Origin of the sequence: Saccharothrix xinjiangensis, assembly GCF_039527585.1 — a bacterium.
Classification (GTDB): Bacteria; Actinomycetota; Actinomycetes; order Mycobacteriales; family Pseudonocardiaceae; genus Actinosynnema; species Actinosynnema xinjiangensis.
The window spans coordinates 230,883-257,797 of sequence record NZ_BAAAKE010000001.1; the positions used below are offsets into that span (position 1 = coordinate 230,883).

24 protein-coding genes are annotated in these 26,915 nt (G+C 73.7%); 14 read left to right on the forward strand and 10 right to left on the reverse strand.

The window, feature by feature from the left end; translation table 11 throughout:
• Positions 1-170: 170 nt before the first annotated feature.
• On the reverse strand, positions 171-542 hold the full coding sequence (locus ABD223_RS01080) for a hypothetical protein (RefSeq protein WP_344033878.1): 372 nt from the start codon (positions 540-542) through the stop codon (positions 171-173).
• 323 nt (positions 543-865) lie between these two features.
• Here ABD223_RS01080 and ABD223_RS01085 point away from each other — a divergent pair, with 323 nt between their 5' ends.
• The 5 genes from ABD223_RS01085 (at position 866) to ABD223_RS01105 (ending at position 5,544) form a co-directional block, all read left to right on the forward strand.
• Positions 866-1,663, forward strand: a complete 798-nt coding sequence (locus tag ABD223_RS01085) for a hypothetical protein (protein WP_344033879.1) — start codon at positions 866-868, stop codon at positions 1,661-1,663.
• Between the two features lie 133 nt (positions 1,664-1,796).
• Complete coding sequence (locus ABD223_RS01090) at positions 1,797-2,057, forward strand: hypothetical protein (RefSeq protein WP_344033880.1); 261 nt, start codon at positions 1,797-1,799, stop codon at positions 2,055-2,057.
• Position 2,058: 1 nt separating this feature from the next.
• Entirely contained in the window at positions 2,059-2,310 is a 252-nt protein-coding gene (locus ABD223_RS01095) for a hypothetical protein (RefSeq protein WP_344033881.1), read from the forward strand.
• A 1-nt stretch (position 2,311) separates the two neighbouring features.
• Positions 2,312-5,116, forward strand: coding sequence for an FtsK/SpoIIIE domain-containing protein (locus tag ABD223_RS01100; RefSeq protein ID WP_344033882.1), 2,805 nt, complete (start codon positions 2,312-2,314; stop codon positions 5,114-5,116).
• Entirely contained in the window at positions 5,113-5,544 is a 432-nt protein-coding gene (locus ABD223_RS01105) for a hypothetical protein (protein ID WP_344033883.1), read from the forward strand. Before ABD223_RS01100 ends, ABD223_RS01105 begins: the two co-directional genes overlap by 4 nt.
• 6 nt (positions 5,545-5,550) lie before the next feature.
• On the opposite strand, the gene ABD223_RS01110 is transcribed toward ABD223_RS01105, so the two are convergent.
• On the reverse strand, positions 5,551-5,958 hold the full coding sequence (locus ABD223_RS01110) for a GNAT family N-acetyltransferase (protein ID WP_344033884.1): 408 nt from the start codon (positions 5,956-5,958) through the stop codon (positions 5,551-5,553).
• 35 nt (positions 5,959-5,993) lie between these two features.
• Here ABD223_RS01110 and ABD223_RS01115 point away from each other — a divergent pair, with 35 nt between their 5' ends.
• The 3 genes from ABD223_RS01115 (at position 5,994) to erm (ending at position 8,721) form a co-directional block, all read left to right on the forward strand.
• On the forward strand, positions 5,994-6,722 hold the full coding sequence (locus ABD223_RS01115; protein ID WP_344033885.1) for a GNAT family N-acetyltransferase: 729 nt from the start codon (positions 5,994-5,996) through the stop codon (positions 6,720-6,722).
• Between the two features lie 41 nt (positions 6,723-6,763).
• A complete protein-coding gene (locus ABD223_RS01120; protein ID WP_344033886.1) occupies positions 6,764-7,771 on the forward strand; it encodes an NADP-dependent oxidoreductase in 1,008 nt (335 codons plus the stop codon).
• 191 nt (positions 7,772-7,962) lie between these two features.
• Positions 7,963-8,721 carry a 23S ribosomal RNA methyltransferase Erm gene (gene erm / locus ABD223_RS01125; RefSeq protein ID WP_344033887.1) on the forward strand — a complete coding sequence of 253 codons (759 nt, stop codon included), beginning with the start codon at positions 7,963-7,965 and terminating at the stop codon, positions 8,719-8,721.
• 187 nt (positions 8,722-8,908) lie between these two features.
• On the opposite strand, the gene ABD223_RS01130 is transcribed toward erm, so the two are convergent.
• Positions 8,909-10,105: an amidohydrolase gene (locus ABD223_RS01130; protein ID WP_344033888.1), complete on the reverse strand. Its 1,197-nt coding sequence runs from the start codon at positions 10,103-10,105 to the stop codon at positions 8,909-8,911.
• Positions 10,095-11,732 (reverse strand): FAD-binding oxidoreductase, encoded by a 1,638-nt coding sequence (locus ABD223_RS01135; protein WP_344033889.1) that lies wholly within the window; start codon positions 11,730-11,732, stop codon positions 10,095-10,097. The genes ABD223_RS01130 and ABD223_RS01135 overlap by 11 nt, the downstream gene beginning before the upstream one ends.
• A 16-nt stretch (positions 11,733-11,748) precedes the next feature.
• On the opposite strand from ABD223_RS01135, the gene ABD223_RS01140 reads away from it, so the two are divergent.
• Both ABD223_RS01140 and ABD223_RS01145 read left to right on the forward strand, forming a co-directional pair.
• Positions 11,749-12,315: a TetR/AcrR family transcriptional regulator gene (locus ABD223_RS01140; protein WP_344033890.1), complete on the forward strand. Its 567-nt coding sequence runs from the start codon at positions 11,749-11,751 to the stop codon at positions 12,313-12,315.
• Positions 12,312-13,790: a glycerol-3-phosphate dehydrogenase/oxidase gene (locus ABD223_RS01145; protein WP_344033891.1), complete on the forward strand. Its 1,479-nt coding sequence runs from the start codon at positions 12,312-12,314 to the stop codon at positions 13,788-13,790. Before ABD223_RS01140 ends, ABD223_RS01145 begins: the two co-directional genes overlap by 4 nt.
• 274 nt (positions 13,791-14,064) lie before the next feature.
• Here the strand turns inward: ABD223_RS01145 and ABD223_RS01150 are convergent, their stop codons facing one another.
• From ABD223_RS01150 to ABD223_RS01160, 3 genes are read right to left on the reverse strand one after another with little or no spacing between them, the layout of a single operon-like run.
• Entirely contained in the window at positions 14,065-15,795 is a 1,731-nt protein-coding gene (locus tag ABD223_RS01150; protein WP_344033892.1) for a WXG100 family type VII secretion target, read from the reverse strand.
• Positions 15,792-16,106, reverse strand: a complete 315-nt coding sequence (locus ABD223_RS01155) for a type VII secretion target (RefSeq protein WP_344033893.1) — start codon at positions 16,104-16,106, stop codon at positions 15,792-15,794. The genes ABD223_RS01150 and ABD223_RS01155 overlap by 4 nt, the downstream gene beginning before the upstream one ends.
• A gap of 12 nt (positions 16,107-16,118) precedes the next feature.
• Complete coding sequence (locus tag ABD223_RS01160; RefSeq protein ID WP_344033894.1) at positions 16,119-16,562, reverse strand: YbaB/EbfC family nucleoid-associated protein; 444 nt, start codon at positions 16,560-16,562, stop codon at positions 16,119-16,121.
• Between the two features lie 193 nt (positions 16,563-16,755).
• Between ABD223_RS01160 and ABD223_RS01165 the strand changes: the two genes are divergently transcribed.
• The 4 genes from ABD223_RS01165 (at position 16,756) to ABD223_RS01180 (ending at position 23,670) form a co-directional block, all read left to right on the forward strand.
• Positions 16,756-17,013, forward strand: a complete 258-nt coding sequence (locus ABD223_RS01165) for a helix-turn-helix transcriptional regulator (protein ID WP_344033895.1) — start codon at positions 16,756-16,758, stop codon at positions 17,011-17,013.
• A gap of 90 nt (positions 17,014-17,103) precedes the next feature.
• On the forward strand, positions 17,104-17,946 hold the full coding sequence (locus ABD223_RS01170; RefSeq protein WP_380646584.1) for an ABC transporter ATP-binding protein: 843 nt from the start codon (positions 17,104-17,106) through the stop codon (positions 17,944-17,946).
• Positions 17,943-19,130, forward strand: a complete 1,188-nt coding sequence (locus ABD223_RS01175; protein ID WP_344033897.1) for an ABC transporter permease — start codon at positions 17,943-17,945, stop codon at positions 19,128-19,130. The genes ABD223_RS01170 and ABD223_RS01175 overlap by 4 nt, the downstream gene beginning before the upstream one ends.
• 130 nt (positions 19,131-19,260) lie before the next feature.
• Complete coding sequence (locus ABD223_RS01180) at positions 19,261-23,670, forward strand: wHTH domain-containing protein (RefSeq protein WP_344033898.1); 4,410 nt, start codon at positions 19,261-19,263, stop codon at positions 23,668-23,670.
• 54 nt (positions 23,671-23,724) lie between these two features.
• Here ABD223_RS01180 and ABD223_RS01185 read toward each other — a convergent pair whose 3' ends face one another.
• From ABD223_RS01185 to ABD223_RS01195, 3 genes are all read right to left on the reverse strand, one after another.
• Positions 23,725-25,038 carry a citrate synthase gene (locus ABD223_RS01185; protein WP_344033899.1) on the reverse strand — a complete coding sequence of 438 codons (1,314 nt, stop codon included), beginning with the start codon at positions 25,036-25,038 and terminating at the stop codon, positions 23,725-23,727.
• Between the two features lie 267 nt (positions 25,039-25,305).
• Positions 25,306-26,238, reverse strand: a complete 933-nt coding sequence (locus tag ABD223_RS01190; protein WP_344033900.1) for a carbohydrate kinase family protein — start codon at positions 26,236-26,238, stop codon at positions 25,306-25,308.
• Positions 26,235-26,831, reverse strand: a complete 597-nt coding sequence (locus tag ABD223_RS01195) for a TetR/AcrR family transcriptional regulator (RefSeq protein WP_344033901.1) — start codon at positions 26,829-26,831, stop codon at positions 26,235-26,237. The genes ABD223_RS01190 and ABD223_RS01195 overlap by 4 nt, the downstream gene beginning before the upstream one ends.
• Positions 26,832-26,915 lie beyond the last annotated feature (84 nt).

Sequence of the window (26,915 nt, forward strand, 5' to 3'; positions counted from 1 at the left end):
CCCCGATGCCCGACGGCGCGCCCGTGACCGCGCGCCCCCGCCATGGGGATCGCCCCGCCGCGCGGTGGGGCCGCGCGGTGGGGCGATCCCCGGGTCGAGCAGGTCACGTCGAGCGGGTGGCGCGGCAGGCGCGGTCGCCGCCCCACCCGTCAGACCCTGACGTGCGGAGGTCAGTCGTCGTCGTGGGACGACTCGGACTCGTGCCCCTCGGTGGCGGTGGAGTTGGTGTACCCGGTCACGGCGCCGTCGTCACCGGAGAAGTGCCACACCTCGTGGTGGCCCGCGTTGTCGCTCTCGTACGTCCAGGACAGCTGGCCCCAGTAGCCCGCACCGTCCTCGCCGGCGTACAGGGCGTCCTCGGCGAGGTACGAGTACTCCTCCGAAGCGCCGGCAACCACGTTGTGGATGAACGCGCCGTTCGAATCGGCCGACGCGGTGCCGCTGTCGTACGACACCTCGTCCGCGGATGCGATCCCCGACGCGCCGATCACGAGCGGCAGCGCCGCGGCGCCGGCGACCATGAAACGGATGATGCTGCGCATGGTTGAACCTCCTGGTTGTCGTGTGGTGCCATGCGAAGACATCGTTACCGGCGCCGACCTGCCCCCGCCGGGCTGCGACCGCATCGTGTGACGTGCGGTTTGAACAGGCAAAAAGCCCTGATCAGCGGTCATCACGAGGGGTGTTCGCAAGGCTGAGCTTGTGAGTGAAGGCGGGTGAACCACCGGGTCCACCCGACCGGGTCGTCGACATCGCCGCGCCGGAGGAGTAATAGCCCCCCGGTCCCCGCTCCGGGCCCGCCGGCGCGGCTCCGAAGCGGGCCGCTGACGCGGCGGACGCGGATCGTGGACAATTTCACCCCGAGATGGCAGAGGACGACTTGGAGCTGCTGATCACCGCGGTGGTGGCGGCCGACGACGAGCGGCAGGCGCGCGCGGCCTGCGACGGGCTGCTGCGCCGCGTCGGCGGGCGGGTCGTGCGGACCCTGGACTGCTCGGACGAGGAACCCGGCTGCTGGTCGGTCACCCTCTGCGTGGTCAGCGGCGAGCGCGTCGGCCAGAACGTGGCGGGCGCCCTGGCCCGCGCCGTGCGGGCCTTCGTGCGGCGGCTCGACGACGAGCTGCCGCTGCCGCGCGTGGCGTGCGAGCCGCCGACCGCGTGGACCGTGCTGGACGACCCCGGACCCCTCGACGCGCTGGTGCCCGGCGTCGAGCGGCTGCTGGTCGAGGCGTGGGCGGGCGGCGACCCCCAGCACCGCGGGCAGGCCGAACCGGAGCCGCCGGAGGCGGAGGCCGGCGAGCCCGCGTCGAGCACCAGGCTGCTGCTCCGGGTCGACGTGGCGACCGACCGGTCCGCGGGGGCCGAGTGGCAGGCACGGGCCGTGGCGAGCCGCGTCGCGCGCAATGGCAAGATCACCCGAGTGGCTCCGCGCGGTGATCTACTGAGCGTGCACGTCGACCTCGGTTCCACGGGGAATTCACCTGACGTGGCGCTACGGGAGGCCGTCACGTCGCTGGGCCGTTCGGGGTGGTCCGCCCCGGCGTGGACGGGCCCGTCGGCGACGGCGCGCTGGTCAGCCGCGCCCGTCCCACCAGCCGGGATAACCGCCCTGGAACTCACCGCGACACCGGCCTCGGCATTCGTGTGGACGGTGCCCGACTGAACTCGACACCGCTAATCCGATCGAGTGGTCTTGGCATCCACCCGATTAGCCGATACCGCTTGTGAAACGCCATAATTCAGTTTCTAATTTCAACAATAGGAACACCAACTTTCCAGGAGGGTCGGGAGCGCACATGGCCAGCATCGGAGAGGTCCGCGGCTTGATCGAGCAGGCCATCGCGAAGGCCAACGAGAGCGTGAGCGCCCTGCAACAGGCCGCTGACCTGGTGGAAGACGCCCAATCTCTGCTCAGCACCGCCACCGAGGGCAGCAACCGGTCCGAGGCCGAACAGGTGAACGCGCGATTCGCCGAGGTGGTCAGCGGGGTATCCGACCTCCAGAAAACACTGAGTGCCGGGATCAGCCAGGCCGAAGGCATGAATTCAGAGCTGTGACGTGACGTCCATCGGCGAGGTCAAGCTCGCGCTCGAACAGAGCTGCGAGTTGCTCCGTGATGCCTACCGGTGCGTCCGGGAGGCCGAAAGCGCGTTGGTCGAAGCGGTCGACGCGCTGGGCAAGGCGAGCGCCAACCACCACCAACCCCTGCTGCCGCCGGAGTTCGCCAAGGCCCGGGAGATGTTCGCCGACGAGCTGGAGCTGATCGTCACGAGCCTCGAACTGGCCCGACGACTGACGACGGAGCTGTGACGTGAGCAGGCGGGAGGAGCGCCAGAAGCGGATCGCGGACGCCTTCGAGGAGTTCCGGCTCTCCGTGGCCGCCGCGCTGGGCAACGCCTCGCGGGAGCACCGCCTGGCCGCCGAGGAGCACGCCCGCGGCATCTTCGAGGCCGTGCTGCGTGGCGAGGGCGTCGACCGGGCGCTCGACGACCCGCTGCTCGCCGGGGTGCTGCGCAACGAGCTGTTCGACCAGCACGTGGACCAGGCCGTGCGCGACCGCGCCGAGGCGTTCCGCGAGTGGTCCGAGCACGGCCCCGACCGGCTGACCGCGCTGGTGGGCGCGGTGGCCGACGGCCCGGCGTCCCGGCCGCCCGAGGAGTGGCTCGGCACGCCCGGCGCGGCGGACGGCAGCGAGGGCGTGCCGGAGCTGTGGCGCATCGGCACGGGCACGGTGCCCAGCGCGCCGGAGCGCCGCGGGTTCCCGGTCGCCGTGCCGCTGCTCGACCAGGCCCACCTGCACGTCTCCTCCACCCACACCAGCCGCGTCACGGCCGAGGGCCTGGTGGAGAACCTGCTGCTGCGCCTGCTCAGCCACTTCCAGCCGGGCCTGGTGCACGTCCACGTGTGGGACGTCGGCCAGCTCACCGGCGCGCTGCCCGGCCTGTACCCGCTGACCCGCGCCGGGCTGCTCACCGTCCACGACCCGGCCCGGCTGCACGAGCTGCTGGACGAGCTGTCCGACCACATCCGCCGCGTCCACACCGGCGTGCTGGTCGAGGGCCACCACTCGGTGGGCGCCCACTCGGCGGGCGTGACGGGCGGTCGGCGCACCGAGCCGTGGCGGGTGGCCGTGCTGTTCGGCAACCGCCGCCCGCTCAAGGAGGAGCACCAGCAGCAGCTCCAGCGGGTGGCGCGCAACGGGCTGGCCGCGGGCATCCAGCTGGTCGTGGTGGACATCCCGGTCACGGTCAACTCGGCGGTCGAGACCGTCACCGTCGCCGACGACCTGACCGCCAGGTGCACCATGACCGGCGACAACGTGGCCGTCGAGCTGGACCCGCCGTTCCCCCGCGACCTGGTGCCCCGCGCGTGCGCGGTCATCGCCGAGGCCCGCGAGGCGCGCCGCACCCGGCTCAGCTCGTTCGGCGACCTGCTGCCCGAGCACCTGTGGCGGGAGAGCTCCGCGGCGGGCGTGGTCGCGCCGGTCGGCTTCCGCGAGGGCGAGCCGGTGCACGTCGCCCTGGGCGACACCTCGCCGCACGCCCTGATCGGCGGCCCGAGCGGGTCGGGCAAGACGAACTTCCTCTACGCCATGCTCGGCAGCCTGGCCGCCCGGTACGCGCCGGACGAGCTGGAGCTGTACCTGCTGGACTTCAAGGAGGGCGTGTCGTTCGCCCAGTTCGCGCCGGGCCGCAAGGACCCGACGTGGCTGCCGCACGCGCGCCTGGTCGGCGTGAACGTCAACACCGACCGCGAGTTCGGCGTGGCGCTGCTGGCGTTCCTGGCCGACGAGATGCGCCGGCGCGCCGACGCGGCCAAGCGGCACGAGGTCACCAAGCTGGAGCAGCTGCGCGAGGAGGACCCGGGCGGCCGCTGGCCGCGGGTGGTGGCCGTGATCGACGAGTTCCAGTACCTGTTCGCCGAGCGCGACCAGGTCACCGCCAAGGCCACGCAGCTGCTGGAGGACGTGGCCCGGCGCGGCCGGTCGCAGGGCATCCACCTGGTGCTGTCCAGCCAGGACGTGTCCGGCATCGAGGGCTTCTGGGGCAAGTCGGCGATCTTCGAGCAGTTCACCGTGCGGATCGCGCTGCCCAAGGCCCGGCGGGTGCTGGCCGAGCCGCAGAACGACGCCGCGGTGGAGCTGCCGCGCTGGCACGCCGTGGTCAACCACGAGTCGGGCGTGCGGCCGGGCAACGAGGTCGCGCGCGTCCCCGACGCCACCCGCAAGGGCACCATCGACGCGTTGCAGGTCGAGCTGCACCGCCTCAGGCCCGCGGACCTGGCCGAGCCGATCCTGTTCGACGGCAGCAAGGTGCCCGCGCTCGGGTCGCTGCCCGACTACCGGGCGCTGCGGCCGGGCGCGGCCTCCCCGACCGTGCTGCTGGGCCAGGTCATCGACGTGGCGGGCAGCGCGGCCAAGGTGCGGTTCGCCCGCACCCCCGGCCGCAACGTCGCGGTCATCGGCTCGCTGGCCGAGGACGCGGCGGCGGTGCTGGCGGGCGCCGCGCTGTCGCTGGGCCGCCAGCACGAGCCCGGCGAGGCCCGGTTCACGCTGGCCTGCCTGGCCGAGGACGCCTGGCCGTACGCGGACCGGCTCGCCAAGCAGCTGCGCGACGCCGGCCACGAGGTCGACCAGCTGGGCCTGGACGGCGTCCGCGGGCTGGTCGACGACATCGCGTCCCGGATCACCGCGAGCATGACCGGTGGGCCGGGCGGGCCGCTGGAGCCCCACTACGTGGTGGTCTACGCGGTGGACGCGGCGCAGGCCCTGCTGGAGATCAAGGACGACAAGCGGGTCTCCGGCGTGGACCGGCTGCGCACGGTGCTCAAGCACGGCCCGGAGCACCGGACGCACGTGCTGGGCTGGTGGCGCGGCGTGCAGCGGCTGAAGAACAGCCTGCCGCCGGGCGTGTACGACGACGTCGGCGCCTGGGTGGCGTTCGACGTGCAGGGCAAGGACCTGGTGTCGTTCGGTCCGGAGCAGGTGCTGACGTGGTCGCCACGACCGCGGCGCGGCCTGTTCTTCGACCGGTTCGAGCACTCGCGGCCCCAGGTGGTCATCCCGTTCGACACCGAGCCGCGCGGCGGTTCGGCCCTAGCCGGGGAGGAAGCATGATCGGACACGCGTCCTTGGTGCCGGTGCAGCGCACCAGCGGGGAACTCGTGCCGCGGACCGTGCCGGGCTCGGCGGTCGAGCGGTACAAGGACATCGTGCGGCAGGTCGACCAGTCGCTGGAGCGGATGCGCGAGCACGACCGCGAGCGGGTGCGGCTCATGGTGGGGTGGCTGATCGCGTCCCAGGAGCGGATGGCCGCGGTGACCGAGCAGGAGCGGGTCACCAGGGGCCTGGCGCGGGTGCACTGGGAGGCCGTGGTCGAGCTGCTGTGGGACGAGCGGTGGATGAAGATCAAGCCGATGCCCGCGCCGGAGGAGTCGGTGCCGCCGCGACCGCAGCAGGAGTACGACGAGGCGATGGACCGGGCCTACCGGGCGCTGGAGGAGGCCGCGCAGAAGCGGTCCCTGCTGCGCCGCAAGAGCGCCTGAGGGCGCTCAGAAGCCCCAGGAGACGGTGACGGTGTCGAAGTCCAGTTCCGCGCCGGCGCCCCGGTAGGTGGCCAGCGCGGCGGCGTTGTCCTCCTCCGTGCCCGTCCACGCGCCGGTGCAGCCGCGCTCGCGGGCCAGGTCGAGCAGGGCGCGCACGAGCGCGGTGGCGATGCCGCGGCGCTGGTGCGCGTCGTCGACGCCCAGCTCGTAGAGGAACATCTCCACGCCCTTGTCGGGGTGGATGGTCTCGACGCCGGAGGCGAAGCCGGCGGGCAGGCCGTCCACGTAGGCGACGAGCAGGTGGTGCCGGTCGTCGGCGAGGAAGGCGCGGGTGGCGTCCTCGCGCGGCGGGGCGTCGAACAGGTGGCCGGCGGCCACCACGGCGTCGAACGAGGTGACCCGGCGGATGTCCACGCGGGCGAGCGTAACGCGTGGGTGATGATGCGGTCATGCGCGTTCTCCCCACCCCCGCCGACGTGACCTCGACCCACCCCGACCCGCTCCTGCGCTGGGCGTCGCAGGCCCTGCTGCCCGGTCGGGGCGGGTCCGCGTGGGCGCACGGCGACGCGGTGGCCGTGTGGGCGCCGGGCCTGTACCGGCGCGACCGGCTGGTGCTGGCCGGGCCGCCCGCGGACGTGGCGGTGCTGCTGCGGGAGCACGCCCGGCCCGGCACGCATCCGCTGATGACCGAGGACCTGGCCGGACGGCTGGTCGCGGAGCTGGGCTGGCCGCTGCTGGGCGTGTTCGGCTGGATGGAGCGCACCGGGTCGGTGGACGCGCCCACCGACGGCGCCCGGTGGCTGGCGGAGGACGGGTGGGGCGAGGTGGAGGCGTTGCTGCGCCGGGCCAACCCCGACTCGTGGGCGTGGCCGGGCGGGCCGCGGACCACCAGGTGGGCGGGTCTGCGGGCCGGGGACGGCGCGCTGGCGGCGGTGGCCGCGGACGCGTGGTCGACGCCCGGGGTGGGGTTCATCGCGGGCGTGGCGACGGACCCGGACCACCGGGGCCGGTCGCTGTCCACGAGGGTGTGCGCGTTCGTCGCGTCCGCGCTGCTGGCCGAGCACGGCACGTGCGCGCTGATGGTGGGCGCCGAGAACCTGGCCGCGATCGGCGTGTACCGGCGGTTGGGGTTCGCCTACCGGAGCGTGGCGGCGCTGCGCGACGCAGGTCACACCTGACGGGCGGAACAGCGCCCGGGAGCCGCGCGGTTGTGATTTCCATGACCGCACCGAGCACCGCGCGCGAGATCCGCCTCGCCTCCCGCCCCGTGGGCTACCCGACGCCCGAGGACTTCGAGCTGGTCGAGGCGCCCGTGCCGACGCCCGGCGACGGGCAGCTGCTGGTCCGCAACCTGGTGATGAGCGTCGACCCGTACATGCGCGGCCGGATGAACGCCGGCGAGTCCTACGTGCCGCCCTTCGCGCTGGGCGCGGCGCTCGACGGCGGCGCGGTCGGCGAGGTCGTGGTGTCCCGCGCGCCCGGCTTCGCCGAGGGCGACGTGGTGCTGCACGACGCGGGCTGGCGCGAGTACGGCGTGGTGGACGCCTCCGCCGCGGTGGGGGTCGACCCGGGCGTCGCGCCGCTCGGCGCCTACCTGGGCGTGCTGGGGATGCCCGGCATGACGGCCTACGCGGGCCTGCTGGAGGTGGCCGAGTTCCGGGAGGGCGACGTGGTGTTCGTCTCCGGCGCGGCCGGCGCGGTGGGCCAGGTCGCCGGCCAGGTCGCCAGGCTGCGCGGCGCGAAGCGGGTCGTCGGCAGCGCGGGCAGCCCGGCCAAGGTGAGGCACCTGGTGGAGGAGCTGGGCTTCGACGCGGCGTTCGACTACCACGACGGCCCGGTGGCCGACCTGCTCGCGGCGGCCGCGCCGGAGGGCGTCGACGTGTACTTCGACAACGTCGGCGGCGAGCACCTGGACGCGGCGCTGCTCTCGTTCAACCGCCACGGGCGCGCGGCGCTGTGCGGCTCGATCTCGAACTACAACACGCCCGACCCGGTGGGCCCGAGGCACCTCGGCCTGGCCGTGGGCAAGCGGCTCGTGCTGCGCGGCTTCCTGGTGCGCGACCACGAGCACCTGCGCGAGCAGTTCACCCGCGAGGTCGGCGGCTGGGTCGCCGACGGCAGCCTGCGCTACCGCGAGACCGTCACCGAGGGCCTCGAACGCGCGCCCGAGGCGTTCATCGGGATGCTGCGCGGCGAGAACGTGGGCAAGGCGCTGGTCACGCTGTAAACCACTGGCGGGCCCGGCGCGCCGGCGCTAGGTTCGCCCGCATGTGCGCAGCCGCCGTGGCAGTGACCCGGATCCGTCGCGTCTAGCGGCGGCGGTCCTCCACCAGCGAAGAACTCCGCCGCTCCAGCGAGCCATCGCCGGGCGGCCCCTCCCGTGCTGCCCGGCTCACCTCCCAGAGCCGCGGAGCTTCCTTGCGCACCCACGACGACGGCCGCCACGAACTCGGCCAGAACTTCCTCACCGACCCCGCCGCGATCCGCGCGGTCGTCGACCTCGTCGCCCGCACCGGCGGCCCGATCGTCGAGATCGGACCCGGCGGCGGCGCGCTGACCCTGCCCCTGGAGGGGCTGGGCCGCCCGGTGACCGCCGTGGAGGTGGACGGGCGGCGGGTCCGCGAGCTGCGCGACCGGGTCGGGCCCGGCACGTCGGTCGTGCACGCCGACTTCCTGCGCTTCCGGCTGCCCGCCGCGCCGCACGTGCTGGTCGGCAACCTGCCGTTCCACCGGACCACGGCGGTGCTGCGGCGGGTGGTCCACGCCGGGCACTGGACCGACGCGGTGCTGCTGGTGCAGTGGGAGGTCGCGCGCCGCCGGGCGGGCGTGGGCGGCGCGACGATGATGACCGCGCAGTGGTGGCCCTGGTACGACTTCGCGGTGCACCGGCGGGTGCCCGCGTCGGCGTTCCGCCCGCGCCCCGGCGTGGACGGCGGCCTGATGACCGCGACCCGGAGGCCGCGCCCGCTGGTGCCCGAGCCTCGCCGGCGGGAGTACCAGGCGTTCGTGCACCGCGTGTTCACCGGTCCGGGGCGCGGGCTGCGGCAGGTGGTGCGCGCGGCGTACCCGGCGGCGCGCACCTCGGCGTGGGCGCGGCGGCACGGCGTCACCGACCGGACCCTGCCGCGCGACCTCGGCGCGGCGCAGTGGGTGGAGCTGTTCGACCTGGTCCGCTAGACCGGCTCGGCCTTGGTGGTTACGGCGTGCCCGGCGGGGGCACGGCCGGTCCGGGTCCGGCACGCCCGCCGTCACGGCGTGCCCGGCCCGGCCTGGCGCGCGCGACCGGGTTCGGGCCGGCCCGCCCTCCGCCACGACGCGACCCGCCTGCGCGGGCGGCTCGCGCGACCGGCCTGCGCGGCCCGGCCTAGACCAGCTCGCCCTCCGCCGCCACGACCCGCCCCGCGTGCACGACCAGGGTGCGCGGGGCGCGGTCCATCACCGCGGCGGTCACCGTGTCACCGGGCACGACGACCAGGTCCGCGGGCGCGCCCTCGGTCAGGCCGAGGGTCGCGCCGAGCACGGCCGCGCCGCCCCTGGTGGCGATGTCCACGCACATCTCCACCTCGTCGTCGCGGCGGAACCCGTTGCGGTTGGCCAGCTGCCACGTCCGGTCGAGCATGTCGCCGTCGCCGTAGGGCGACCAGTAGTCGCGGGTGCCGTCCTGGCCGAGGCCCAGCCGCACGCCCGCCCGCCGCAGGGCGCGCAGCGGCAGCGGTTCGCGCGCGCCTGGTGCGACCGTGGTGACCGCGACGTCGTGCTCGGCCAGCAGGTCGACCAGCTCGCGCTGCCGGTCGGCGTCCACTGTGGACAACGCGAAGGCGTGGCTGACGGTCACCTTGCCGTGCAAGGACAGCGCGCGCACCCGCTCGCAGATCAGCTCCACCTGGAACGCGCCGAGCGAGCCGGCGTCGTGCAGGTGCACGTCCACGCCGCACCGGTGCTTCTCGGCCAGGCCGAACACGACGTCCAGGTGCCGCACCGGGTCGCGGTCGAAGCCCGCCGGGTCGAGGCCGCCGACCAGGTCCGCGCCCGCCCGCAGCGCCGCGTCGAGCAGCTCGGCCGCGCCCTTCTCCCGCAGGATGCCGCACTGCGGGAACGCCACCACCTCGACGTGCGCGCGCCCGGCGTGCCGCTCGCGGGCGGCCAGCACGCCCTCCAGCCGCTCCAGCCCCGAGTCGGCGTCGACCTGGGCGTGGCTGCGCACGTGCGTGGCGCCGGCCGCGATGGTGCGGCCGAGCGTGTGCGTGGCGCGGTCGGCGACGGTGCGCTCGGCGGACCGCCAGTTGCGGCGGTCGTTCTCGACCAGGCCGGCCAGGCCGGGTTCGGCGGTGTGCGGCCGGAACGGCAGGCCCAGGCGCGTGGAGTCGAGGTGGGCGTGCGCGTCGGTGAACGCGGGCAGCAGCACCCCGCCCCGGCCGTCGACCACCGGCACGCCGTCGGGCGCGCGGAGGCCGGGCGCCAGGGAGGTGACGCGCCCACCCGCGCACAGGACGTCGAGCGGGTCCGTGCCGGGGGCGCTCGGCCACGGCCGCACGGAGCGGATCAGCAGGTCACCGGTCACCGGTCGACGCTACCCCCGGGCGCGCGGGGCCGCCGGCGATGAGCTTGCCGGGGTTGAGCACGCCGGTCGGGTCGAGCACGCCCTTGGCCGCCGCCAGCACGTCCAGGCCGAGCGCGCCGACCTCCGCTTCGAGGTAGGGGGCGTGGTCCGCGCCCACCGCGTGGTGGTGGCTGATCGTGCCGAGCCCGGCGATGGCCTCGCTCGCGGCGGCCTTGGCGACCTGCCACTGGCCGACCGGGTCGGCGGCGTCGCGCGCGGCGATGGCGGTGAAGTAGAGCGACGCCCCGGTCTCGTAGGCGTGCGAGATGTGGCACATGACGACGCAGTCGCCCAGCGCGTCGAGCAGGGCGCCGCGCACGGCGTCGCGCAGCTCGTCCAGCGCGGCCCAGTGCGCGGCGGTCTCCAGGGTCTCCACGCACGCGCCGACGTCCATCAGCGCGTCCCGCTGGCGCGGGCCGTTGAACCGGCCGTGCCGCCACGCCTCGCCCAGCGGCGTGCCCAGGGACACCAGCCGGTGGCCCCGCAGGGTGTCGCGGCGCTTCCGCGCGACCTCCGCCCGGTCGCGGCCGTGCCAGCCGAGGACCAGCAGGCAGGGCCGCCCGACGCCGCGCGCCCGGAGGTAGGCCTTGAGCGCGGTGGTCTTCCAGCCGCCGGCCAGGGCCAGCGTCACCCCGGTCTCGTCCACGTCGGACAGCCGCGTCACGTCGGCGAGCACCCCGTCCTGGGCCAGGGCGCGCACGACCCGCTGCCCGCGCTCCCAGCCGTCGACGGCGAAACCCTCGTAGCGCTCGACCGCCGGCCGCGGCCGCACGCGCAGCGCCACCTCGGTGATGACGCCGAGCACGCCCTCGCTGCCGACGACCAGCTGCTTGAGGTCGGGCCCCGCGGCGGAGGCGGGCGCGCCGCCCAGCCGCCACTCGCCCGCGGGCGTGGCCAGGCGGACGCCCTGCACCAGGTCCTCGAACCGGCCGTAGCCCGACGACGCCTGGCCGGCCGACCGCGTGGCCGCGAACCCGCCGATCGTGGCGCGCTCGTAGGACTGCGGCACGTGGCCGGTGGTCAGGCCGTGCGCGGCGAGCAGCCGGTCCGCGCGCGGCGCGGTCACCCCGGCCTGGAGCACGGCCAGCCGGGACACCGGGTCGACGTCCACCAGCCGGTCCAGCCGGCCCAGGTCGAGCGCGACCACCGCGGCCTTGTCGCCGCGCAGGGCCTCGACGCCGCCCACCACGGACGTGCCGCCGCCGAAGGGCACCACCGCCACGTCGTGCTCCGCGCACGCCCGGAGCACGTCGACGACCTGCTCCGGCGTGCCCGGCAGGACGACGGCGTCCGGCACGGCCAACGCGCCCTCGCCGCGGTGCCGCAGCAGGTCCACGTAGGACAGCCCGCCCGCGCGGCCGAGCCGCGAGTCCCGGTCGACCCTGACGAAGCCGGGGCCGACGACGTCGTTGAGCGCGGCGCGCGCGTCGTCGTCCAGCGCCGACGCGGGCACGGCGGGCGGGCGGGCCGCGGTGGTGGCCCCGGTGAGGCCGATCCGCTGCCGGAGCCACTTGAGGGCGTGCGGCGGCAGGTGCCCGGCCTCGGGGGTCCAACGGCCCCGGAGGGTGTGGTCGATGCGCTCCGTCACCGCTACAGTGTTACACATGACGTCCCAACGTCACAGTGATGACGCCCTGCTCGACGCGGCCCGCGACTGCGTGGTCGAGGTCGGGGTCCGCCGCACCACGCTCACCGACGTCGCCAAGCGCGCGGGCGTGAGCCGGATGACCCTGTACCGGCGGTTCCCCGACGTGAAGACCCTGGTCCGGACCCTGATGACCAGGGAGTTCACCACGCTGCTCCAGCGCGTGGAGGTGACCGGCGACAACGCGCGGGAACGCCTGGTCGCGCAGGCCGTCGCGGGCATCCGGCTGCTGGCCGCCGACCCGCTGATGCGGCGCGTGCTCGACCTGGACGCCGAGCTGATGCTGCCCTACCTCGTGCAGCGGCTGGGCAGCACGCAGAGGCTCGTCGAGGCGTTCCTGGTGGCGCGGGTCGAGGAGGGGCACGCGGACGGCTCGATCCGGCCCGGCCCCGTCGCCGCGCAGGCCCGGCTGGTGCTGCTGACCACGCAGTCGCTGGTGCTGTCCGTGCGGCCGGCGACCACCGACCTGGACTTCGAGGAGCTGCTGGCCGAGCTGGCCGCCCACCTCGACGCGGCGCTGTCGTGACCGCGGCACCCGACACGTCGTTGAACGCGGCCCGCCGGGCCCGCGACCTCGACCACGTCGCCGCCAACCCGGTGGACCTGCTCGTGGTGGGCGGCGGCGTGACCGGCGCGGGCGTGGCGCTGGACGCGGCGTCGCGCGGCCTGTCGGTGTGCCTGGTGGAGGCGCACGACCTGGCGTTCGGCACGTCGCGCTGGTCGAGCAAGCTCGTCCACGGCGGCCTGCGCTACCTGGCGCACGGCGAGGTGGGGCTGGCCCACGAGAGCGCGGTCGAGCGCGGCGTCCTGATGACCCGCACCGCGCCCCACCTGGTCCGCGCGCTGCCCCAGCTCGTCCCCCTGCACGGCGGCTCGCGCGCGTCCGTGGTGATGGCGGGCCTGCGCGCCGGCGACGTGCTGCGCCGCCTGGCCCGCACCCCGGCCGGCGTCCTGCCGCCGCCGCGCCGCGCGCCGGCGGCCGAGGACCTCGCCCTGGCGCCCGGCCTGCGCCGCGCCGGCCTGCGCGGCGGCCTGCTGAGCTTCGACGGCCAACTGGTCGACGACGCCCGCCTGGTGATCGCCCTGGCCCGCACCGCCGCCGGCCGCGGCGCGCGGATCGTCACCCGCGCCCGAGCGGTCGCCCTGACCGGCGCGGGCGCGCGGGTCGTCGACACCCTGACCGGCGCGTCCCTCGACATCCGCGCCCGCGCGGTGGTGAACGCCGCGGGCGTCTGGGCGGGCGACCTGGTCGACGTCGACCTGCGCCCGTCCCGCGGCTCGCACCTGGTGCTGTCGGCGGCCACCGCGGGCCTGACCGGCACCGCCCTGACCGTGCCCGTGCCGGGCGCCCGCAACCGCTTCGCCTTCCTGCTGCCCCAGCACGACGACCGCGTCTACGTGGGCCTGACCGACGAACCGGTCACCGGCCCCGTGCCCGACGTGCCCACCGTCCCCCAGTCCGACGTGGACTTCCTGCTGGGCGTCGCCTCCTCGGTCCTGGAACGCGCCCTGACACCCGCCGACGTCCTGGGCGCCTTCGCCGGCCTGCGCCCCCTGCTCGACACCGGCGAGGGCCCCAGCGCCGACCTGTCCCGCCGCCACGCCGTGCTCACGACCGGCAACGTCACCACGGTCGTCGGCGGCAAGCTCACCACGTACCGCCGCATGGCCGCCGACGCCGTGGACGCCACCCGCCTCACCACCACCCCGTCCCGCACCGCGACCCTCCCCCTGGTGGGCGCCGCTCCCCTGCGCTCCCCCGCGCCGCCCCACCTGATCACCCGCTACGGCAGCGAGGCGCCCCTGGTCGCCGCCCTGGGCGAGGTCGCCTGGGCCGTCCACCACGAGGGCGCCCTGACCGCCGACGACATCCTCGACCGGCGCACCCGCATCGGCCTGGTCCCCGCCGACCGGGCCGCCGCCGAACCGTCCATCACCACCGAACTGGCCACCCTGAACGCAGAACCCACCACTCCGGAACGCTCAACACGAAGGCCCTGACCGCACGACTCACCCGACCGGAACGTACGACTCGCGATGCCTGACCGGAGGACACGCCGGGCGAGAGCGCTTCCACCCCGCGTGTCCTCCACTCGGACATCGCGAGTCGAACACTCAGGTCCACCGTGTCCCACGTTCAGGACCCCCGAGTTCTACGTTCAGGTCGCGCGAGTCGTACGTCCCGGACCGGCGAGTCGTACGGTCCGGTCGCGCGAGTTCTGTGTTGGGCATGCGAAAGGGGACCTCCGGGTGGAGGTCCCCTTTGCGCGGGTGGTTACTCGCCGATGACCGGCTTGGACGCCTTCGGCGGTTCCTCGATCAGGGCTTCGCCTTCGAGGCGGACCTTGCGCTGGTGGTCCTTGCCGTCGCCGCCCTGGCCCGGAGGGGCCATCATCGGGGCGCCGCCCATCATGCCCATGCCGCCCGCGCCGCCCGGACGGCCGCCGCCGGCCGCGGGGCCGCCCGCCGCGGGTGCGCCGGTGGGGCTGCCCGCCGCGCCGACCGCGCCGGACATGCCGCCCGCCTGGAGGGTCTGGCCGGAGGCCCCGCCACCGCTCGCGCCGCCACCGAAGCCACCACCGCCACCGCCACCGCCTGCGAAGCCGCCACCGCCACCGAAGCCGCCCGCGCCGCCACCGCCGCTCGGGGTGCTGTGGGACAGGTCGGGGGTGGCCGGGCGGACCGGGGGCACGTAGGCCGCACCGGTGTTCGTGGCGTGGGTGGTGTCGTGGTCGCGGCTGGTCGTCAGGTTGGTGTAGCTGCCGGGGGAGCCGCCGGGGTAGTAGCCGCCACCGCCGGGGTAGCCACCGCCGCCGCCCGGGTAGCCGCCGCCACCGGTCGAGCCGCCGTCCGGGACCCAGCGGCCCGGCTCCCAGTGCCCGCCCGCGCCGGGGGTGCCGGGGGCGCTGCCGGAGCCGCCCGAGCCGCCGGTGCCGGGGCCGGCACCGCGGCCGGGGGGCGGGGCGCCGCCGCCGAGCGTCGGGGGACGGTTCACCACCGGGCCGCTCGGGCCGCCGGGGTAGGCCGATCCCGGCTCGGGGTAGCCGCCGGAGCCCACGCCGACCGTCGGCGGGCGGTTGATGACCGGGCCCGCGCCGTGGCCGCCGCTGCCGGAGGACGGGTTGGTGGTGCCGCCCGGACCGGTGTAGCGCTGGTCGGCGCGGCGGTCCATGTCGCGCAGCTGCTCGTCGGTCAGGCCGAGGCCGCCGGCGCTCGGCCGCTGGTTCAGGCCGCCGCCGCCCCGGTTGGACGAGGTCATGGCGGTGATCGCCTGGAGGACCTGCTTGGCGGTCTGGGCGATCTGCGAGACCGTCTTGATCAGGTCGATCAGCTTCTTGAGCGAGTTGCCGAGCTTCTGGAGGAAGTCGGCGAGCTTCTTGGCGTAGTTGCACGCCATCTGCACGATGTCCGAGATCGCCGCCGCGATGGCCGCGCCGAAGGTCAGGAACGACGCCGCCAGCCACTGGATGATCTTCATGACCATGTCGGACACGGCCTGGCTGATCAGGTCCATGATGGTCTTGCGGACGGTCGCGACCAGCTCGCCCGCGCCCTTGGCGGCCTGCGAGATGCCCTTCGTCGCCTTGGCCAAGGTTTCCAGGCCGGAGGAGTGCTTCTGGCTCGCCGCGCGGTAGCCGTCGGCCGACCGGCCGGTCCAGTTCCGCGTCTCCTCGACGGAGGTGCGGCGGTAGTCGGCCACGATGGACTCGATCTGCTTGGACGCGGACATCCAGCTGTCGGACATCCGCTGGATCGCCTGCGGGCTGCCCAGCAGCGCGTCGAACGGCTCGCGCAGGAAGTCGACGTGCTGGATGGCCCAGCTGAACCCGGCGGACAGGAAGCCCGACAGCGGGTTGGAGGCCAGGCCGACGATGCCCATGGCGGTGTTGGCCATGCCGAGCCCCGCCTGCACCCAGTCGCCGCGCTCGACGGCCGCGACGGTGCCCTGCACGTCGCTGATCAGGTGGGACGGGTCACGACCCTGCGTGGTGGCCGGCGCGTTCATCCACGTGCCCTTCCGTTGAAGCCGAACGCGTTGTCGAGGTCGACGTTCTCGTACAGCTCGGCCACCTCGCGCAGTCCCTGGCACATGTCGGCCACGGTCTCCGTCGCCTGGCCGAGGATGTCCTGGGAGTTGCCGGCGGCCTTCAGCAGGAACTCGGCCAGGAACGAACCGAACACGCCGAAGGCGTCGGTCGACAGCGACGGGTCGGCGGTCTGCGTCGCGGAGAGCATCCGCTGGGTCAGCTGGTCGACCGTGCCCGCGTGCGCCCGGATCTGCTCCGGGCTCACGTTGAACGATTCGAATCTGGTCATGTGTCCCCCTGGTCAGGCCATGACATCGGGCGGGTTGGTGAAGTAGTCGTCATCGGGCCTGGTGTCCCGACGCTGGATCTCGGGGGCCGGTTCCACCGCGTCGGCGCCATCACCCGAATAGCCGTTCGGCATCTTCGCCTTCACGAAGTCCAGGGCGGGACCGTCGCCGAAGGACTCCGACATGATCTGGACGACCTGGCCGGCGGCGGCGCGCTGCGCCTGCGCGACGGCGGTCAGGATGGCGGCGGAGATCCGCTCAGGGTCCTCGCCGCGCAGCTGCGGGCGCAGGACCAGGTCGGTCAGCGCCCCGGAGGCGTTCACCGAGACGGTGATCAACCCGTCGGGTGACGTCGCGCTGCCGCCGACGCCGCCGAGCTGCGTCTCGACCGCGGCCGCGTTCCGCTTGGCCTGCTCGATCTTCTCTCCGTACTGCGCGAGCCACTGGTCCGGCTCCATGTGTCACCCCTCACGGCAACGGGGCTTTCGACCCTGATGCGCCTTCGACCCGTCGACAGTCGATTCGGTTCCCGGTCTCGTATCGTTTCACCGAAACGTGATTTCCGGTCAAGATCGTCCGCGATGCCGCCGTTCGGCGCACGTCCGGGTGGTTTGCTTGCCGATCCGTTGGGTTTTCGCAACACTCCGTCGGGTGAGTCCGGTGCGACGCGGCTCCGGCCGGCCCCTCCACAACCGGATCGGGGTGCTCAGGGTCGAACGGGGCATGACGAGGGCGGGGTTGGCGCGGGCGGTGGAGGTCAACCCCCAGACGATCGGCGCGCTGGAGCGGGGCGACCACTACCCGAGCCTCGACCTGGCGATGCGGATCTGCGAGGTCTTCGGCCTGCCCGTCGAGGCGGTGTTCGGCCGCACCCCGTTCGAGCCGCTGTCCACGCAGGTCTACGGCTAGGACGACAGGAGGGAAGGCACCGTGCCACAGGGGGTGCTGGAGATCGACCGGGTCTCCAAGCGCTACGGGGAGGTCGTGGCGCTGGCCGACATGACCTTCGACGTGCGGGCGGGCGAGCTGTTCGGCTTCGTCGGCAGCAACGGGGCCGGCAAGACCACCACCATGCGCATCGCGCTGGGCGTGCTGGCCGCCGACTCGGGCGAGGTCCGCTGGAACGGCGAGCCGATCACGTTCGAGACGCGCCGGCGCATCGGCTACATGCCCGAGGAGCGCGGCCTCTACCCCCGGATGAAGGTGCTCGACCAGCTCGTCTACCTGGCCGAGCTGCACGGCCTGCCCACCAACGCCGCGCACCGCTCCGCCGAGGACTGGATCGCCCGCCTCGGCCTGCGCGACCGCCGCGGCGACGAGGTGCAGAAGCTGAGCCTGGGCAACCAGCAGCGGGTGCAGCTGGCCGCCGCGCTGGTGCACGAGCCTGACGTGCTGGTGCTCGACGAGCCGTTCTCCGGCCTGGACCCGGTGGCGGTGGACGTGATGAGCCAGGTGCTGCGCGAGAAGGCCGCCACTGGGGTGCCCGTGGTGTTCTCCAGCCACCAGCTCGACCTGGTGGAACGCCTGTGCGACCGGGTCGGCATCGTCCGCAGCGGCACGCTGGTGGCCTGCGGCCCGGTGGACGAGCTGCGCGCCGGCGGCACGTCCAGGCTGGTCGTGGACGCGCCGCAGGCGCCGCCGGGGTGGGCCGACGCGCTGCCGGGCGTGCGCGCCACCGCCGTGTCCGAGGGCCGCACCCTGGTGGAGCTGGAACCGGGCGCGGACGACCAGCCGGTGCTGCGCGCCGCCCTGGCGACCGGGCCCGTGCACGAGTTCTCCCGGCAGCGGCCGTCGCTGGCGGAGCTGTTCCGCAGCGTGGTGACCCAGGAGGCCGCGGCATGACCAGCCTGAGCACGGGCCGGGCGGTGCTCCTGGTGGCGCGCCGCGAGTTCACCGGCCGGGTGCGCACCAAGGCGTTCGTGTGGGGCACCGCGGCGATCCTCGCCGCGCTGGCCGGGTACGTGCTGCTCCAGTCGGTGCTGTTCGACGACGCGGGCCGCGACCGGGTGGCGCTGAGCGGCCAGGCGACCGTGCTCGCCGAGCCGTTGCAGCGGACCGCCGCGTCGTTCGGCCGCGAGGTGGAGGTCGTGGACGTCGCCGACCCGGCCGACGGCGAGGCGCGGGTGCGGTCCGGCGAGGTGGACGCCCTGATCACCGGGGCGCCGGACGCGCTGCGCGTGGTGGTCGAGGAGTCGCTGGGCGAGCAGCTGCGCAGCTCCATCGACCTGATCGTCAAGCAGCAGGTGCTCAACGCCCAGCTCGCCGAGGCGGGCCTGGACCCGGCCGACGTGGCGCGGAACGTGGAGCGGGCCGGTGTGGACGTGGTGGCGCTGGAGGAGCCGGACGAGCGGTCGGGCCAGCGCCTGGCGATCGGCCTGGTGATCGCCGCGCTGCTGTACTACTCGCTGCTGGTGTACGGGACGATGGTCGCCCAGGGCGTGGTGGAGGAGAAGTCCAGCCGGGTGGTGGAGATCCTGCTGGCGACGCTGCGGCCGTGGCAGCTGCTGCTGGGCAAGGTCGTCGGGCTGGGCGCGGTCGGGCTGCTCCAGCTGGTGCTGGTCGGCGGCGGCGGCCTGGTGCTGGCGACCGCGTCGGGCGTGGTCGACCTGGCGGGGGTGGCCGGCGGGGCCCTGGCCACGGGCGTGCTGTGGTACCTGCTCGGGTTCTTCCTCTACGCCACGGTGTTCGCCGCGGCGGCGTCGCTGGTGTCGCGGCAGGAGGAGCTCCAGTCGGTGCTGACGCCGATCAGCACGGCGATCGTGGTGGCGTTCGTGGTGGGCATCAACCTGATGATCAGCGACCCGACGGGGTCGGCGGTGACCGTGCTGTCGCTGCTGCCGCCGTTCGCGCCGATCCTGATGCCGGGGCGGATGGCGATGGGCGTGGCGCCGGGGTGGCAGGTGCTGCTGGCGGTGGTGCTGGCGCTGGCGGCGGTGGCCGCGATCACGTGGCTGGGCGGGAAGGTGTACGCGAACGCCGTGCTGCGGACCGGGGCGCGGGTGCGGCTGCGGGACGTGCTGCGCTGAGGGTGCCGCGCTGAAGCCCTGTCGGTCCGGCCCGGTGGCGCGTCCATCTCGCTGAACGTCATCCATCGCCACTCGATGTAACGACCTCCGGCGGCCGGCCGATTCGTCCGGGACAAGGCCAGGAGGTCCCATGGGTGGTTTCCGCGCGCTCCTCGTCGGCGTGCCCCACTACGACGACGAGGGGATCCCGCCCCTCCCCTTCATCGAGCCCGAGCTGGCGCAGCTGGGCCGGACCCTGGATTCCGCGGGCTACGAGGTCGTGGTGCACGACCACGGGAAGACCGACGGGGACCGCATCGACCAGGCGGTCGAGCGGTTCTGCCGGGACGCGGGACCCGGTGAGAACCTGCTGATCCTGGTGAGCGGCCACGGCATGCACCGCAACGGGCTGGACTACCTGATCCCGTCCAGCGCCAACACGCAGAGCCGGAAGTTCGCCGAGAAGTGCGTGCCGATCGACTTCAAGGAGCACGTCGAGGGCAGTCGCTGCGGTGACGTGCTCGTGATCGTGGACGCGTGCCGGGAGGGCATGCACCTCCAGGAGAAGGGCCCGTACTACGGCGCGGAGTGGTCGGAGGGGAAGAAGGAAGCGGTCGCCGGCCGCGCCGTCGCGTACCTGTACGCCTGTTCGGCGGGCGAGTACGCGCGGTACGTCGACACGGAGCTGGAGTCCTACAGCATCCTGACCAGGGCGTTCACCGAAGTGGCCACGGGTGGGACCGGCCCGGCGCGGCTGGATGCCGTGATGGCGGCGGTGCGCGAGAAGGTCGAGGAGCTGTCCGCTCGGCACGGCCTGCCCCCGCAGCGGGTCCAGTTGTTCGGCGACGTGGGGCGGACCGGGCAGTTCGTCGTCTTCGACCGCCCGGACGGCGCCGGGGCCGATGGCGGGCGGTCGTGGCTCAAGGCCGTCCAGGAGCACCCCGCGTGGCGGTTGGCGGCCCAGGACGACGAGGTGAAGGAGGCGACCGGCGAGCTGGTGGGCCGCTGGGCGGGCGTCGCGGCCAGGTGCGCCCCGGCCCTGGCCGAGGACCCGTGGTGGGACGACGAGCTGGCCGTGCGGACCAGCGACCGGCTCGGGTGGCTCCTGACGCACGTCATCAACGAGGGCAAACTGGCGTTGTCCGACGGCACCCGGCCGCTGAGCGCGAGCGAGGCGGCGCTATTGGTGGTGTTCCCCTTCGCGCACCAGGCCTTCTGGGCCGCGCACACCGCCTCGGCGGTGTTCGAGGACCCGGAGTTCGAGCGCTTCGCGCAGAACTACCCGAGGTTGCTGCAACGCATCGCCCGCGCGACCGAACGCGGCGAACCCCGGGCGGTGGCCGACATCCGCTGGTGGCTCCGGCACCGCCGGCTGGCCAACCGGGGCGATCTGTACGAGCCGAGCGGCGTTGTGGCCGCGTTAGGCGCGTTGGACACCGACAACAGGCTGCTCGCCGAGAACTTGACCCCGTGGCGCCTCGGCAGGTTGTTCCGGAGCCAGCGGATGACCCCGTCGGAGGTCGTGCGGTCGGACGCCCCGACCGCGCTGAAGGCCGAGTGCACCCTGGCCACCGCCACCCCCCAGGAGCAGCACCTGAGGGAGCAGGTGATGGCGCTCCTGCTCGGCGTCGCCCGCCTGCTGGCCATCGACCCGGCTGACCTGCCCCCGGTGGTCGCCGAGCACTTGGGCATCGCCGACGGGGTCGACCTGGAGCAGCTGCGGGCAACCGTCCAGGGCAGTTCCTGGGTCCGACCCCGCCGGAGCCGGACCTGCGTGCTCAACGCCGAGTGCGCGCACCAGGCGGTGGACCACGCCCTGGTCGAGCACACGGCCCGGGTGACGACGACGCTCCAGCAGATCGACACCCTGGACATCACGGCGCTGGAGGACCTGCCTGCGCACGCGTCGGCGGACGAGGTGCGGGCCGCTCGGCTGCCCACCGGCCGCTACGCCTACGACGGCCAGGGCTTCCAGTTCCGGCTCGCGGACGACCGCATCCAGGAGTTGCTGATGGGCAAGCAGCTCTACGGCGATCCCGACCTCGCCGTGCGGGAGCTGTACCAGAACGCGCTGGACGCCTGCCGGTACCGGCGGGCCCGGAGCGAGCACCTGCGGCTGGCGGGCCGGCAGGGGGCGATCCGCTTCGAGCAGGGCGTCGACGAGCTGGGCCGCCCGTACCTCGACTGCGTCGACAACGGCATCGGCATGGGGCGCCGCGAGCTGACCGAGGTGTTCTCCAACGCCGGTGTGCGGTTCGCCGACCTGCCCGAGTTCATCGAGGAGAAGGCGGCCTGGGACCGGGAGGGGATCGAGTTCCACGCCAACAGCAGGTTCGGCATCGGCGTGCTGAGCTACTTCATGATCGCCGACGAGATGACGGTGACGACGTGCCGGCTGGACCGACGGGGTCGACCGGGGAAGCTGCTCGAGGTGCACGTACCGGGCCCCGGCGCGTTGAGCCGCATCCAGGACCTCGGCCCCGGCGCGGACGCCGGCACGAGGGTGCGGCTGCTGCTGCGCCCGGATCACGCGGGCCTCTCCTGCGTGCAGGTCCTGACCTCCGTGCTGTGGTTGTCGGAGTTCGCCGTCGACGCGGTCGACCGGACCAGGCAGGTGTCCTGGGCCCCCGGTGTGCTGTTCCCGGCCACGCTCACCACGCGCAAGGCGAACCCGAGGGACCCCGAACCGATCGTGCTGCCTTCGTCACCGGCCGTCTGGTGGTGCAACACGAGAGGGGCGATCCTGGCCGACGGGATCTGGGCCGGGGAGGACTCGGACCACGTCGTGGTCGACCTCGTCGGCGCGCGCACGCCGAAGCTGACCGTCGACCGGCGGGAAATGGTGGGGCTGGACCAGCACGCGGTCGACCGGCTGATCGCCGGTGGAGTGGCCGACCTGGTGGCGCACGGCGCCCGTTTCCACAACCACGCCTGGTTGGAGGTGTTGGCGAGGAGGAGGCCGGGCGTGGCGGACGCCATCGTCGAACTGGCCTCGTCGGAAGGCGTGCCGTGGCAGGTCGGCGACACGCCGATCGACCTGCGCCGCACCGGGTGCTTCCTGGGCGATCTGCCGATCTTCGGAGGTCTGTTCTCCAGGCAGGCCGACGGGGAGGTCCCCGACCTGCCCGAGGCGATCCTGCGCTGGCGCTTGACCAGGTGGGTGCGGGACGGGCTGATCCCGGGCCTGACCTGCGAGCCCGACGCGCTCCCCGTGGCCCGGCCTTCGGACACGAGGCTGCTCGCGGTCTACCCCGACCAGGGCGTGCGACTGCCCGCCACCGCGTTCCCCCGGAGCCAGGGCGCCGAATGGCTCCCCATCAAAGCCACTGTGCCCCTCGGTCACGTCGTCACGGTGGCCCGGCGCCTGGAGCGCACCCCGGAGGAGGTGGCGGAGCGGCTCACCGCTTTCGGCTACGCGGTGGCGTCCATCCCCCCTTCCACCGTGATCTCGTCCGAGGACCTGCGCCTCATGAGCCAAGACCTCGACGGCGTCCCACCGTGGCTGCCACCGGACGAGGTCGTGCCGCTCGGCCACCTGCTGGACTCGGCCACCAGGTTCTCGCTCCCCACCACCGAGATCGGGCGGCGCCTCGGCCTGCTCGGCTACGAGGCGCCGCCCGCCGAACTGGCGACCGCGCTCGTCCCGGGCGACGAGGTGCTCCTGCGGAGACAACCCGGGGGGACGTACTGGCTGCGGTCGGGCGAGACCGTGCCGATCAGCCACGTGGCCCGCAAGGCGCTCGAGACCGGGCGCGCCGCGGCGGACGTCGTGGCAAGGCTGCGTTTTCTCGGGTACCGGGTACCGCACCTCTCGGCAACGTCCGAGGTCATGGACGAGGACCTGGCGATGTTGAGCGAAGTCGACCAGCGGCAGCTCGCCACCGGCGAGGTGTCGCCGACGGCGATCGCGGTTGCGGCGGAGGCGTCGGGTCGGTCCATCCACGAGGTCGCCGAGCGGTTCGCCGCCCTGGGTTACCGGGTTCCGGAGCACGTGCGCTCGCTGCCCGACACCTTGTACGACCTGCTGCGCCGGGCACTTCCGAACACGAGCGGCACGACCCCGATCGGCGGAGTGGTCGCGGCGGCGTTGGCGACCGGGATCAGCACCCACGACGCCGTCAGCAGGCTCGGGGCGATCGGGTATCGCGTGGCCGACTTCGACCACGGCGTCCCACCGACCCCGGAGGACGTGTTCCTGCTGAGCAGGGACCTCGACGGTCTGGCCCCCTGGCTGAGCGCCGACACCGTGCCGCCCGGACACGTGCTGCGAGCCGCGCGGAACCTCCGGTGGACGGTGCACCGGGTCGTCGACCGGCTCACCCGGTTCGGCCACCGCTGCGACGTGATCGACGCAGATGTCTCCCCGAGCCACGACGACCTGAGGCTGATCAGTGGTGACCTCGACGGTGCGGCGCCGTGGCTCGACCTGGGCACGCCGGTGACGGTCCGCCACCTGCTCCGCGCCGCCACGGCCCTCCGCAAGCCGGTGCACGAGGTGGCGGAACGCCTGTTCCAGCTCGGCTTCCAGCTCCCCGAGGGCATCAGGCCGAGCAAGGGCTGAACGACCGGAGGCCCGCACCCCCTCGGGGTGCGGGCCTCCGGTCCACAAAGGACGTCAGCGCTGGTCGAGCGGCACGAAGTCGCGCTCCGGCGAACCGGTGTAGACCTGCCGCGGGCGGCCGATCTTGGTGGCCGGGTCGTTGATCATCTCGCGCCAGTGGGCGATCCAGCCCGGCAGGCGGCCCAGGGCGAACAGCACCGTGAAGAACTTCGTCGGGAAGCCCATCGCGCGGTAGATGAGGCCGGTGTAGAAGTCCACGTTCGGGTACAGCTTGCGCTCGACGAAGTAGTCGTCCGCGAGGGCGGTCTCCTCCAGCGCCTTCGCGATGTCGAGCAGCTCGTCGGACGCGCCGAGCTTGCCGAGGATCTCGTCGGCGGTCTTCTTGATGATCGCGGCGCGCGGGTCGTAGTTCTTGTAGACCCGGTGGCCGAAGCCCATCAGGCGGACGCCGTCCTCCTTGTTCTTGACCTTCTTCACGAACGCGGACACGTCGCCGCCCTCGTTGCGGATCTTCTCCAGCATGTCGAGCACCGCGCTGTTCGCGCCGCCGTGCAGCGGGCCGAACAGGGCGTTGATGCCCGCGGAGATGGAGGCGAACAGGTTGGCCTCGGACGAGCCGACCAGGCGCACGGTCGAGGTGGAGCAGTTCTGCTCGTGGTCGGCGTGCAGCACGAACAGCAGGTCGAGCGCGCGGACCAGGTCCGGGTCGACGTCGTACGGCTCGGCGGGGAAGCCGAACGTCATGCGGAGGAAGTTCTCCACCAGGCCCAGGGAGTTGTCCGGGTAGAGGAACGGCTGGCCCACGGACTTCTTGTAGGCGTAGGCCGCGATGGTGGGCACCTTCGCCAGCAGGCGGATCGTGGAGATCTCGACCTGGTTGGCGTCGAACGGGCTGAGGCTGTCCTGGTAGAACGTCGACAGCGCGGACACCGCCGAGGACAGCACGGGCATCGGGTGCGCGTCGCGGGGGAAGCCGTCGAAGAACCGTTTCAGGTCCTCGTGCAGCAGGGTGTGCCTGCTGATCTTGGAGGAGAACTCCTCCAGCTGGGCCTTGGTCGGCAGCTCGCCGTAGATGAGCAGGTAGCTGACCTCGTTGAAGTTCGACTTCGCGGCCAGCTGCTCGATTGGGTAGCCGCGGTAGCGCAGGATGCCCGCGTCACCGTCGATGTAGGTGATCTCGGAGGAGCAGGACGCGGTGTTGACGAAACCGCTGTCCAGCGTGACCAGGCCGGTCGTGGCCAGCAGCTTGCCGAGGTCGATGCCGGGGGCACCCTCGGTGGCCGGCACCACCTTCATCTCGTGCTCTCCGCCCGGATGGCGCAGCGCGACGGTACGGGTGTCGTTCGGCGCAGTCGTCGCGTCGGGCATGCAGAGTCCCTCTCACGCTCGGACGGGGTGGCTCGTGCGGGTCTCGCACTCGGCGCGCGGACGTGACCGCCCCTGCACCGCAGCACCACCCCGTTGGGGTCCTGTCAGTTCTCCCACGCTAGTCAGCGGGCTACCCGCTCCACAGCCGCGGTATGAACCGATTCTGCGAGATGGGACCGGCATCACATAAGCAATGCACGAGTGGCTAGCGTGCATTCACCACCGTAGCCCTTCGGGGCTGTTCCTCCACCTCAAGAGGGGTGAGAGCTAGGTCATCCCCAGCTCTGCGCGGAACGGCGGTTCCGCGCCGGCGCGCGAGCAGGTGATCGCCGCCGCGGCGCCCGCGAAGGCCAGCGCGGCGCGCCAGCGCTCGCCGTCCAGACCCCTGACGGCCTCGGTGGACAGCGCGTCGTGGTGGTGCAGCCACGCCAGCAGCGCGCCCTGCACGGTGTCGCCCGCCCCGATCGTGTCGACCACGTCCACGGGCGTGGGTGGGACGCGGATCACGTCGCCCGCCGCGGTCAGCGCGGCCAGCCCGTCACCCCCTCGGGTCAGCACCACCGCCGCGGGACCGCGCCACCCCCGGGCGACCTCCAGCACGTCGTCCTCGGGCGCGTCGGCGGGCAGGTCGGCCAGCCAGCGGGCGTCCTCCACGGACACCTTGAGCAGGCCGACGTCCGGCAGCCACGAGGCGTAGCGGGCGCGGTAGGCGGCCGGGTCGTCGATCAGGCCGGCCCTGATGTTCGGGTCCAGCACGGTCAGCGCGCCGCGCCCCGCCTCGCGCCGCAGCACCCGCTCGTAGGCGCTCGCGCCGGGCTCCAGCACCAGCGACAGGGTGCCGAACGAGACCGCGCGCACGTCGTCCGGCAGCGGCCCGGGGTCGGTGACGAGCCGGTCGGCGGTGCCCTCGACGTAGAACGAGTAGCGGGCCGACCCGTCGTCGGCGAGCCCGACGACCGCGAGGGTGGTCGGCTCCGGGCCGCGCCGGACCAGGTCGGTGCGCACGCCCGAGGCGTGCAGGCGCTCGACCAGCCGGTCGCCGAACAGGTCGGCGGAGACTCGGGACAGGAAGCCGACGGGCGCCTCCAGCCGCCCCGCCGCCACGGCGACGTTGTAGGGGCCACCGCCCAGCCGTGGCGACAGGTCGCCCCCCGGCGTGGGCACGAGGTCGACCAGGGCCTCTCCGGCGACGACGATCACGACTGGCTCCGTTCTCTCCGCAACCCGTCCAGCAGCAGCTCGCCCAGGGCGGTGAACGCCTCGGCGTCGGACACGCCCGCGCGCCGGGTCAGCACCCCGGTCTGGATGCCCTCGATCAGCAGGCCCGCCATCTCGGCGACCAGGGTGGCGTGCACCTCCCGGAACACGCCCTCGCGCACGCCCTCCTGGATGAACTCGCGGATCCGCTCGGCGGCGGCGCGGGCGTTGCGCTCGTAGGTCGAGCGGGTGGGCGCGAAGGCCGCCACGTCCGCGATGAACTGGGCGGACGCCCGCCGCAGCTCGTCGGCGGCGCCGGCCAGGTACGTGCCGACGCGGGCGCGCACGTCCTTGATGCCGGCGATCCGCTGCTCGATCCGCTCGGCCGCGCCCTTGAAGTACCGGCCGACCACGCGGACGGCCAGCTGCTCCTTGCTGGCGGCCAGGGCGTAGAGCGTCGACTTGGAGCAGTGCAGGCGCGCGGCGAGGTCGTCCAGGGTGAAGTGCGCGAAACCCTCGGCGAGCACCAGCGCTTCGAGCCGCCCGAGCAGCTCCACCTGCCGTGGCGTCAGCGGCCTGCCCACGATCGAGGTCATGGTCGGACTCTGTCACACTCCCGGATTACAGTACTGTGGTACGTCCTACAGTACTGTCGATGGTACCGAGGTCCACTTGGCGGC

What these genes read in the sequence shown, in the direction of transcription:
- ABD223_RS01105 (WP_344033883.1), top strand. Translation starts at nt 5,113, where the DNA reads ATGATCGGACACGCGTCCTTGGTGCCGGTGCAGCGCACCAGCGGGGAA.
- ABD223_RS01120 (WP_344033886.1), top strand. Translation starts at nt 6,764, where the DNA reads ATGACCGCACCGAGCACCGCGCGCGAGATCCGCCTCGCCTCCCGCCCC.
- ABD223_RS01090 (WP_344033880.1), top strand. Translation starts at nt 1,797, where the DNA reads ATGGCCAGCATCGGAGAGGTCCGCGGCTTGATCGAGCAGGCCATCGCG.
- ABD223_RS01160 (WP_344033894.1), bottom strand. Translation starts at nt 16,562, where the DNA reads ATGGAGCCGGACCAGTGGCTCGCGCAGTACGGAGAGAAGATCGAGCAG.
- ABD223_RS01080 (WP_344033878.1), bottom strand. Translation starts at nt 542, where the DNA reads ATGCGCAGCATCATCCGTTTCATGGTCGCCGGCGCCGCGGCGCTGCCG.
- ABD223_RS01195 (WP_344033901.1), bottom strand. Translation starts at nt 26,831, where the DNA reads ATGACCTCGATCGTGGGCAGGCCGCTGACGCCACGGCAGGTGGAGCTG.
- ABD223_RS01180 (WP_344033898.1), top strand. Translation starts at nt 19,261, where the DNA reads ATGGGTGGTTTCCGCGCGCTCCTCGTCGGCGTGCCCCACTACGACGAC.
- ABD223_RS01150 (WP_344033892.1), bottom strand. Translation starts at nt 15,795, where the DNA reads ATGAACGCGCCGGCCACCACGCAGGGTCGTGACCCGTCCCACCTGATC.
- ABD223_RS01170 (WP_380646584.1), top strand. Translation starts at nt 17,104, where the DNA reads ATGACCTTCGACGTGCGGGCGGGCGAGCTGTTCGGCTTCGTCGGCAGC.
- ABD223_RS01185 (WP_344033899.1), bottom strand. Translation starts at nt 25,038, where the DNA reads ATGCCCGACGCGACGACTGCGCCGAACGACACCCGTACCGTCGCGCTG.
- ABD223_RS01115 (WP_344033885.1), top strand. Translation starts at nt 5,994, where the DNA reads ATGCGCGTTCTCCCCACCCCCGCCGACGTGACCTCGACCCACCCCGAC.
- ABD223_RS01085 (WP_344033879.1), top strand. Translation starts at nt 866, where the DNA reads ATGGCAGAGGACGACTTGGAGCTGCTGATCACCGCGGTGGTGGCGGCC.
- ABD223_RS01175 (WP_344033897.1), top strand. Translation starts at nt 17,943, where the DNA reads ATGACCAGCCTGAGCACGGGCCGGGCGGTGCTCCTGGTGGCGCGCCGC.
- ABD223_RS01155 (WP_344033893.1), bottom strand. Translation starts at nt 16,106, where the DNA reads ATGACCAGATTCGAATCGTTCAACGTGAGCCCGGAGCAGATCCGGGCG.
- ABD223_RS01140 (WP_344033890.1), top strand. Translation starts at nt 11,749, where the DNA reads ATGACGTCCCAACGTCACAGTGATGACGCCCTGCTCGACGCGGCCCGC.